7 protein-coding genes are annotated in these 8,308 nt (G+C 75.6%); 3 read left to right on the top strand and 4 right to left on the bottom strand.

Annotated features, from left to right (window positions below; translation table 11 throughout):
• Positions 1-151: 151 nt before the first annotated feature.
• The 4 genes from ABZW03_RS32425 to ABZW03_RS32410 form a co-directional block, all read right to left on the bottom strand.
• Positions 152-4,300, bottom strand: a complete 4,149-nt coding sequence (locus tag ABZW03_RS32425) for a HAMP domain-containing protein (protein ID WP_355266310.1) — start codon at positions 4,298-4,300, stop codon at positions 152-154.
• A 255-nt stretch (positions 4,301-4,555) separates the two neighbouring features.
• The gene (locus ABZW03_RS32420) at positions 4,556-4,927 is read right to left on the bottom strand and encodes an STAS domain-containing protein (protein WP_355266307.1); all 372 of its coding nucleotides are present in this window, start codon (positions 4,925-4,927) and stop codon (positions 4,556-4,558) included.
• A gap of 163 nt (positions 4,928-5,090) precedes the next feature.
• Positions 5,091-5,561, bottom strand: coding sequence for an ATP-binding protein (locus ABZW03_RS32415; RefSeq protein ID WP_355266304.1), 471 nt, complete (start codon positions 5,559-5,561; stop codon positions 5,091-5,093).
• A gap of 11 nt (positions 5,562-5,572) precedes the next feature.
• Positions 5,573-6,007, bottom strand: coding sequence for an STAS domain-containing protein (locus ABZW03_RS32410; protein ID WP_355266301.1), 435 nt, complete (start codon positions 6,005-6,007; stop codon positions 5,573-5,575).
• 313 nt (positions 6,008-6,320) lie between these two features.
• On the opposite strand from ABZW03_RS32410, the gene ABZW03_RS32405 reads away from it, so the two are divergent.
• The 3 genes from ABZW03_RS32405 to ABZW03_RS32395 all read left to right on the top strand — a co-directional run.
• Positions 6,321-6,998 carry a phosphoribosyltransferase gene (locus ABZW03_RS32405; RefSeq protein ID WP_355266298.1) on the top strand — a complete coding sequence of 226 codons (678 nt, stop codon included), beginning with the start codon at positions 6,321-6,323 and terminating at the stop codon, positions 6,996-6,998.
• Positions 6,999-7,060: 62 nt separating this feature from the next.
• Positions 7,061-7,618 carry a GNAT family N-acetyltransferase gene (locus ABZW03_RS32400; protein WP_355266295.1) on the top strand — a complete coding sequence of 186 codons (558 nt, stop codon included), beginning with the start codon at positions 7,061-7,063 and terminating at the stop codon, positions 7,616-7,618.
• Positions 7,619-7,960: 342 nt separating this feature from the next.
• Positions 7,961-8,308: hypothetical protein (locus tag ABZW03_RS32395; protein ID WP_355266292.1), on the top strand; the 348-nt coding region annotated here is incomplete at its 3' end.

The raw sequence follows: 8,308 nt of genomic DNA, 5'->3' as shown, positions 1-8,308 counted from the left end.
GGCGTCCGGCTGCTGCCCGGCGCTCGGCTCCGGCGCGGCGTCCGGCTGCGGCCCGGCCTTCGGCTCCGGCCCGGCGTTCACGGGGTGCCCCCGAACCGAAGGGCGGCGCCCCCGAGCCGAACGACGGCGGCGCCCGCACACCGGAGAGCGGTCATGACGCGTCCAGCCAGTCCCGCATCCGCTCCAGCAGCCGGCCGGTGTCCACCGGCTTGGTGACGTGGTCGTCCGCCCCGGCGGCCAGGCTGCGGTCCCGGTCGCCCGGCATCGCCTTGGCGGTGACGGCGACCACCGGCAGCCGCTCGAAGCGCGCGTCGGCGCGGATCGCCGCGATGGCCGCGTACCCGTCCAGCCCCGGCATCATGACGTCCATCAGCACCAGGTCGGTCTCCGGGTGGGCGCGCAGCAGGTCGAGCCCGGCGCGGCCGTCGGCGGCGTGCAGGACGCTCAGCCCGTGCCGTTCCAGGGCGGCGGTGAGCGCGAAGACGTTGCGGATGTCGTCGTCGACGATCAGCACGGTCCGCCCGGCGAGCGGCCCCACCGCAGCCGGGACGGGGTCGGTCTCGGCGGCGTCCGGCTCCCCCTCCTCCTCGGCCGGGGGAACCTCGCCCCCGAGTGCCCGGACCACCCGCCCCCGCAGCGCGTCCAGTCCGCCGACGTGCTCCACGCCTTCGGGCGGCGCACCGGGCCCGTACCCGAGCACCGGCGTGCCGGCCGCCGCCAACTCCCCGAGCAGCGAGGCGAGTTCCCGGGAGCCGGCCAGGTCCAGCAGCACGCACCGGTACGGCCCGCCCAGGAGCGCGGCCCGCAGCCCGGCTTCGTCGCCCACTCCGTCGACCCGCACCGTCGGCGCCCGCCCGCCCTCCGGCGGTGCTTCCCCTGACGAACCGCCCCCCGACAGACCGTTCGCGGCGCCGACCGCCGCCCGGGCCAGCTGGGTGAGCAGCCCCGGCGGGTCGGGCTCCACCACCAGGACCCGCGGCTCGTCCCCGCCCTCCGCCGCCGCCTGCTCGCCCAGCGGCAGGTAGAGCGTGAACCGGCTGCCCTGCCCCGCCGCGGAGCGGACGGTGATGGTGCCGCCGAGCAGCCGGGCCAGCTCCCGGCTGATCGACAGCCCGAGGCCGGTGCCGCCGAAGCGGCGCGCGGTGGAGCCGTCGGCCTGCTGGAAGGCGCCGAAGATGGTGTCCAGGTGGGCCGGGTCGATGCCGATCCCGGTGTCGTCCACGTGGAAGGCCACCGCGGCGCGGGTCCGGCCGAGCCCGGGCGGCAGCTCCGCCTCCTCGACGCGTTCGATCCGCAGCTCGACCCGGCCGGTGTCGGTGAACTTGACGGCGTTGGAGAGCAGGTTGCGCAGCACCTGGCGCAGCCGGGCCTGGTCGGTGACGATCCGCTCCGGCACGGCCCGGTCGACGGACACCTCGAAGGCGAGCCCCTTCTGGTCGGCCAGCGGCCGGAAGCCGGTCTCCACGTACTCCAGCAGCTCGCGCACCGCGAAGGGCTCGACGGCCAGGTCCATCTTCCCGGCCTCCACCTTGGAGAGGTCGAGGATGTCGTTGATGAGCTGGAGCAGGTCGGTGCCGGCCGAGTGGATCACGCCCGCGTACTCGACCTGCTTGGGGGTGAGGTTGCCGCCGCTGTTCTCGGCGAGCAGCTGGGCGAGGATCAGCAGGCTGTTCAGCGGGGTGCGCAGCTCGTGGCTCATGTTGGCCAGGAACTCCGACTTGTACATCGACGCGAGGGTCAACTCCTTTGCCCGCTCCTCCAGTTCCTGGCGGGCCTGCTCGATCTCCAGGTTCTTCGCCTCGATGTCCCGGTTGCGCTGGGCGAGCAGCGCGGCCTTCTCCTCCAACTCGGCGTTGGAGCGCCGCAGTTCCTCCTGGCCGTTCTGCAACTCCTCGGACCGGGCCTGGAGTTCGGCGGTGAGCCGCTGGGACTCGCCGAGCAGCTCGTCGGTGCGGGCGTTGGCCAGCAGGTTGCCGAGGTTGACCCCGCAGAGCTCGGCGAACTGGGCCAGGAAGTCGCGGTGGACCTGGGTGAACGGGTGGACGGAGGCGAACTCCATCACGCCGATCAGCCACTCCTCCAGGGCGATCGGCAGGATGACCACCGAGCGGACCTCGGCGCTGCCCGTGCCGGAGGAGACGGTGGCGTAGCCGGGCGGCAGTTCGTCGACGGCGACGGTCCGCCGGGTCCGGGCGGCCTGGCCGACCAGGGTCTCCCCCGGCCGCAGCCGCCGCTGCTCGCCGGCCGGGCGGCCGTAGGCGCTGATCAGGGCCAGTTCGGTGCCGTCCGGGCCCTCCTCGGCGAGGAAGAACGCGCCGTACTGGGCGCCGACCAGCGGGGTCAGCTCGTCGGTGATCATCTCGGCGACGGCCCGGATGTCGCGCCGGGCCTGGATGGCGGCGGAGAAGCGGGCCAGGTTGGTCTTGAGCCAGTCCTGCTCCTGGTTGGCCAGGGTGGTCTCGCGCAGCGACCCGACCATCGCGTTGATGTTGTCCTTGAGGTCGGCGACCTCGCCGGAGGCGTCCACGCTGATCGAGCGGGTCAGGTCGCCGGCCGCGACGGCGCTGGTGACCTCGGCGATCGCCCGGACCTGCCGGGTCAGGTTGCCGGCCAGCTCGTTGACGTTCTCGGTGAGCCGCTTCCAGGTGCCGGAGACGCCCTCCACCCGGGCCTGCCCGCCGAGCCGGCCCTCGCTGCCGACCTCGCGGGCCACCCTGGTCACCTCCGCGGCGAACGAGGACAGCTGGTCGACCATGGTGTTGACGGTGGTCTTGAGCTCCAGGATCTCGCCGCGCGCGTCCACGTCGATCTTGCGGGTCAGGTCGCCCTCGGCGACGGCGGTGGTGACCTGGGCGATGTTGCGCACCTGGCTGGTCAGGTTGTGCGCCATGAAGTTGACGTTGTCGGTGAGGGCCTTCCACGTCCCGGCGACGTTGGGCACCCGGGCCTGGCCGCCCAGCATGCCCTCGGTGCCGACCTCGCGGGCGACCCTGGTCACCTCGTCGGCGAAGACGGACAGGGTGTCCACCATGGTGTTGATCGCGTCGGCGAGGGCGGCGACCTCGCCCTTGGCCTCGACGGTGATCCGCCGGGAGAGGTCGCCGCGGGCCACCGCGGTCGCCACCACGGACATCGAGCGGACCTGGCCGGTCAGGTTGGAGGCCATCACGTTGACGTTGTCGGTGAGGTCCTTCCACGTCCCGGAGACGCCCCGGACGGTGGCCTGGCCGCCCAGGTTCCCGGCCGTGCCGACTTCCCGGGCCACCCTGGTCACCTCGTCCGCGAAGGAGGACAGCTGGTCGACCATCGTGTTGATAGTCTCCTTCAGCTCCAGGATCTCGCCGCGCGCGTCGACCCGGATCTTCTGGGTCAGGTCGCCCTCGGCGACGGCGGTGGTCACCTCGGCGATCGACCGGACCTGGGCGGTGAGGTTGTCGGCCATCACGTTGACGGACTCGGTCAGCGCCTTCCAGGTGCCGGACACGTCCCGGACGTCCGCCTGACCGCCGAGCCGGCCCTCGGTGCCGACCTCCCGGGCCACCCTGGTCACCTCGTCCGCGAACGAGGACAGCTGGTCGACCATGGTGTTGATGGTCGTCTTGAGCTCCAGGATCTCCCCGCGGGCGGCGACCGAGATCTTCTGGGTCAGGTCCCCCTCGGCCACGGCGGTCGCCACCTGGGCGATGTTGCGCACCTGCCAGGTCAGGTTGCCCGCCATCGCGTTCACCGAGTCGGTCAGGTCGCGCCACGTCCCGGCGACGCCCGGCACCTGGGCCTGGCCGCCCAGCCGGCCCTCGGTGCCGACCTCCCGGGCCACCCTGGTCACCTCGTCCGCGAACGAGGAGAGGGTGTCCACCATGGTGTTGACGGTGCTCTTGAGCTCCAGGATCTCGCCGCGGGCGTCCACCTCGATCTTCTGGGTGAGGTCGCCGCGCGCCACCGCCGTGGTGACCTGGGCGATGTTGCGCACCTGCCAGGTCAGGTTGCCCGCCATCGCGTTCACCGCGTCGGTCAGCTCCAGCCAGGTCCCGGTCGCGTCCGGTACCTGGGCCTGGCCGCCGAGCCGCCCGTCGCTGCCGACCTCCCGGGCCACCCTGGTCACCTCGGAGGTCACCCGGGCCAGCTGGTCGGCCATGCCGTTGAAGACCGCGGCGATCTCCCCCAGGACCCCCGGCCGGTCCGGGGCGAGCCGGGTGCGGAAGTCCCCGTCGCGCACGGCCGTCAGCCCGGCGAGCAGCTGCCGCAGCGCCTGCTCGGCGGGGTCGGCGGCGGGGCCTCCGGCCACCGGGTGCTCGTCCATCCGTCCACCGTCCGGATCGCTCGCACGGCCGGGGTGCGCCGTCCGGGCACCTCGGCCCCGAGGGCGGCGGGCCGCCGCCCTGCTCCCACTGTGCCACCGCGGGCCGGGGGTGACATGCGGGAGGAGTTCCGTGGACGGGCCCCAGGGCCGGGCCCCAGGGCTCCGGACCAGGGCCTCAGCGCCCCCGGGCCGCAGCGTTCCCGGGCCTCGGCGCCGCCGGGCCTCGGCGCCACCGGGCCTCAGCGCCCCCGGGCCTCAGCCCGGGACGGTCTCGCGGATCGGGAAGGCGTCGGTGGCGCCGGTGAGTTCGAGCATCCGCAGGATCAGCGGCCGGGGCCGGGCCAGCTCGATCCGGCTGCCGTCCACCGCCGCCCGGGCCTTGGCCCGCAGCAGGGCGTTGAGCCCCGTGGAGTCGCAGAACTCCAGCCCGGCGCAGTCCACCACGACCACGCTGGCGGGCTCCACCAGCGCCCGGTCGAACGCGGCCCGCAGGTCGGCGGTCGAGTCGAGGTCCAGCTCGCCGAGCAGCACCAGGACGGTCCCCAGGGCCCACGGCCGGACCTCGACGGTGAGCCCCTCGGCGCTGTCCACGGCCGGGTTCCCGGACTTCGACGGGCGCTGCGTCATGGCGGCCGGCTCCTCTCGTACGGTGCTGGGCGCGCGCCGGCCGGACGCGGCCGGTGCTCGCACCCACGCGGCTGTCCGCTGCGGCGCGTCGGAAACCCCTCCGGGGCGCAGTAGGCCGGGACGGTCGGGGACCGAGGCCGGGACAGCCGGGGAACGGCGCCGATCAGCCCCCGCCCGCCCGGGCCGCCGTCGGCGACGGCGGGAGCGGCACCTCCAGCCAGACCAGCTTCCCGCCGTCGTCCGGCCGCGAACCCCAGGCGGCGGCGAGCCGGTCCACCACCCGCAGCCCGTGCCCGCCCGGCCGGCCCGCCCCGGCGAACGGGCGCAGCCGCGGCGGGACGGGGCTGGCGTCCGAGACCTCCACCCGCAGCCGGGCGCCGTCGCAGTGCAGCCGCAGCTCGCGCGGGCCGCCGGGGGCGTGCAGACAGGCGTTGGTGACCAGCTCGGAGACCATCAGCAGGACGTCCTCGGCCGCGGCCCGCCGGTCCTCGTCGGCGGCCGGCAGCCAGTGCCAGGACACCAGCGCCCGCCGGCTGAACTCGCGGCTGCGCTGCACCGCGCCGGCCCGGCCTTCCAGCGCCAGTCGCCTGGTCTGCTCCGGGCGTGGCGGCCCACCGCTCGCGGGGCGGTCCACGGCCTGCCTCCTCATGTCGGTCCCGACGGTACCGGGTCCCCGCCGGCGGGGCCCTCCTCGGAGGCCGCCAGCGCCGTACGGAGGTCGGGGTGGATCCGCAGCACGCGGTCGGCCCCGGTGACCGCGAACAGCCGCGCCACCAGCGGCCCGGGGCCGGCCAGCTCCAGCCGCAGCCCGGCCGCCTGCGCGTCCAGTCGGGCGCGCAGCAGGACGTTCAGCCCGGTCGAGTCGCAGAACCGCAGGCCGGCCAGGTCGACCACGATCCGCCCGAGGCCGTCCGCCGACGGCGGGCGGGCGAGCGCGGCGCGCAGCCCGTCGGCGGTGTCGTGGTCCAGTTCCCCGGCGACGGTGACGACCCGCACCGGCCCACGGTCGCCCACCTCGATGCGCAGCGCGTCGGACTCCTCCCCGGTGGGCTCGCAGGGGTACTCGGATGGCCCTGGCATGGCTCGCTCCCGGTCCGGTGGGGACGGCGGGGCGCCGTCCCGACCATCATCGCGCGCACCGTGCCGGGCCGCGCGGACGGCCGTGCCCGCGAACACCCCGGGTACGGGCGGGAGCACCGACCGTCGGCCGTCCATGCCACGCGCCTGCCCGGAACCCGCCGGGGCACACCCGTCGGGCCGGGACGCCTGCGCAGCGTTAGAGCCCGGCCGGACGGGGAAGCCGCCCCGGTGGCGGGGCCGCAGGCTGCCCGCCGGTCCGAACCCCCGGGCCCGACCGGGGCGGGTCGGACGCACGGAGGACAAGGACAGGACCGTGAGATTCCTCGACCGCAGCACCGCCGGACACCAGCTGGCCCGCAGGCTCCTCCCGCTGCTGAGCGGGCGGGTCGGCGAGGGGGTGGTGGTCCTGGGCCTCGCACCCGGCGGGCTGCCGGTGGCCGCCGAGGTCGCCGAGGCCCTGGACGCCCCGCTGGACGCGACCGTGGTCCGGCCGCTGGCCGTGCCCGGCCACGACCGCCCGGTCGGCGCGATCGCCGACGGCGACCCGCCGCTGTTCGACCGGTACACCCTGAAGAGCCTCGGCGTCACCGCGGCGGAGCTGGGCGCGAGCGTCAAGCGGGAGCGGGTCGAGGTCCACCGCCGGGAGGCGCTCTACCGGCAGGGCCGCGCCCGGCTCCCGCTGCGCGGGCGCACCGCCGTCCTGGTCACCGACGGCCTGACCGACGCCCTCACCGCCCGGGCCGCCCTGCACGCCCTCGCCGCCGAGCACCCCGAGCGGCTGGTCCTCGCGGCTCCGGTGGGCGACGCCCGGATCGCGGCCGAGCTGCGCCGGGACGTGGACGCGGTGGTCTGCCTCCACCTGCCCCGCTACGCCCACGCCGCCGGCCCCTGGTACGGCGAGTTCCACGACGTCTCCGACCGCGAGGCCGCCGTCCTGCTGCAGCGCCGCACCCCGCCCGGCCACGCCCCGGCGCGGGGCGACCGGGGGTGAACCTGCCCGCCACCGGGGAAAACCCGTTGCCGGATGCGGGGTGTACGGACCACCCTCCCGTCATGAACCTTCCACCGCACGTCATCGCCCTGGACGAGGTCACCCTGCGCCGCTTCGACGGCGAGGCGGACCTGCCCGAGTTCTTCACGGTCATCGAGGAGTCGCTGGAGCACCTGCGCCCCTGGATGCCCTGGGTGGCGGAGCACAGCCGCGCCAAGACCGCCGAGTTCCTCACCGGACGGGCGGAACTCTGGGCGCTCGGGCGGGAGTTCACCTACGCCATCGTGCTGGACGGCGCGATCGTCGGCGTCTGCGCGCTGTTCCGGCGGGAGTCCACCCCGGAGGACACCCGGGAGGTCGGCTACTGGCTGCACCCCGCCGCGACCGGGCGCGGGCTGGCCACCCGGGCGGCCCGGGCCGTGGTCGAGCAGGCGTTCCGGCTGCCCGGGGTGGAGCAGGTCGAGATCGTGCACGACCCCGCCAACCGGGCCAGCGGCGCCGTCCCGGCCCGGCTCGGCTTCACCGAGCACCTGCGCCGGCCCGCCGAGCCGGCCGCCCCGGCCGAGACCGGCGAGGAGCTGGTGTGGCGGCTGCCCCGGGAGCGGGCTTCCGCGCGCTGACCCGGGAGCGGGCCGCGATGCGGTGACCCCGGCGGTCCGCAGCCAGGGGGGTGCGTACGGACCGCCGGGTGCGCCGGCCGGACGGGACGGTCCGGGCGGCGCGTCGGGAGCGACGCGGGCGGAGACAGCCCGCTCCGCCCGGAGTGCCCCATCTCGAACTCCGTGATCCCGCCGTGGACCTCATCCCACGGCGGGACGCGTTCGCTCCCGTGCCCAGGAGACCCGTCCCGTCCACGCCGATAACACTTTTCTCCGATCACCTCAGAGACAAGCCGATTGACTGGTCATCACATCACCTGAGGCACGCTATGGCGGAGCGGGAAGTCGGGCTAGGATCACGACATGGTCACCGCCCGGTCGCCGTTGCGTACACGACGCGCCCGCCCCCGAGGGGTGGCGGCGCGGCTGTTCTGGCTGGGCGCGCTGCTGGTGGCCGTGTTCGCGGCGCACGGGTTCGGCGCGGAGAACGGCGCCGGGCACACCGATCCGATCCGGATCGTCTGGTCCGCCCAGGACGGCCCGCAGGCGGCGCACGCCGCGCAGCCCGCGCACCAGCAGGAGCACGGCGAGGACACCGACCACCCCGGCGGCGAGTGCCTGTCCGGCAAGCCCGAGGACGGACCGGGCGCCGAGGCCGCCTGCCCGGCCGCCGCGCTCCGGCCCGACCACGGCGCACCGGCCCCGGCCGCC

It is taken from the genome of Kitasatospora sp. NPDC004799 (assembly GCF_040609095.1).
Classification (GTDB): Bacteria; Actinomycetota; Actinomycetes; order Streptomycetales; family Streptomycetaceae; genus Kitasatospora.
This window is presented reverse-complemented; position numbering and strand designations above follow the sequence as displayed.

Coding starts and splice junctions, on each gene's coding strand:
- ABZW03_RS32425 (WP_355266310.1), bottom strand. CDS start 4,300: ATGGACGAGCACCCGGTGGCCGGAGGCCCCGCCGCCGACCCCGCCGAG.
- ABZW03_RS32410 (WP_355266301.1), bottom strand. CDS start 6,007: ATGCCAGGGCCATCCGAGTACCCCTGCGAGCCCACCGGGGAGGAGTCC.
- ABZW03_RS32420 (WP_355266307.1), bottom strand. CDS start 4,927: ATGACGCAGCGCCCGTCGAAGTCCGGGAACCCGGCCGTGGACAGCGCC.
- ABZW03_RS32400 (WP_355266295.1), top strand. CDS start 7,061: ATGAACCTTCCACCGCACGTCATCGCCCTGGACGAGGTCACCCTGCGC.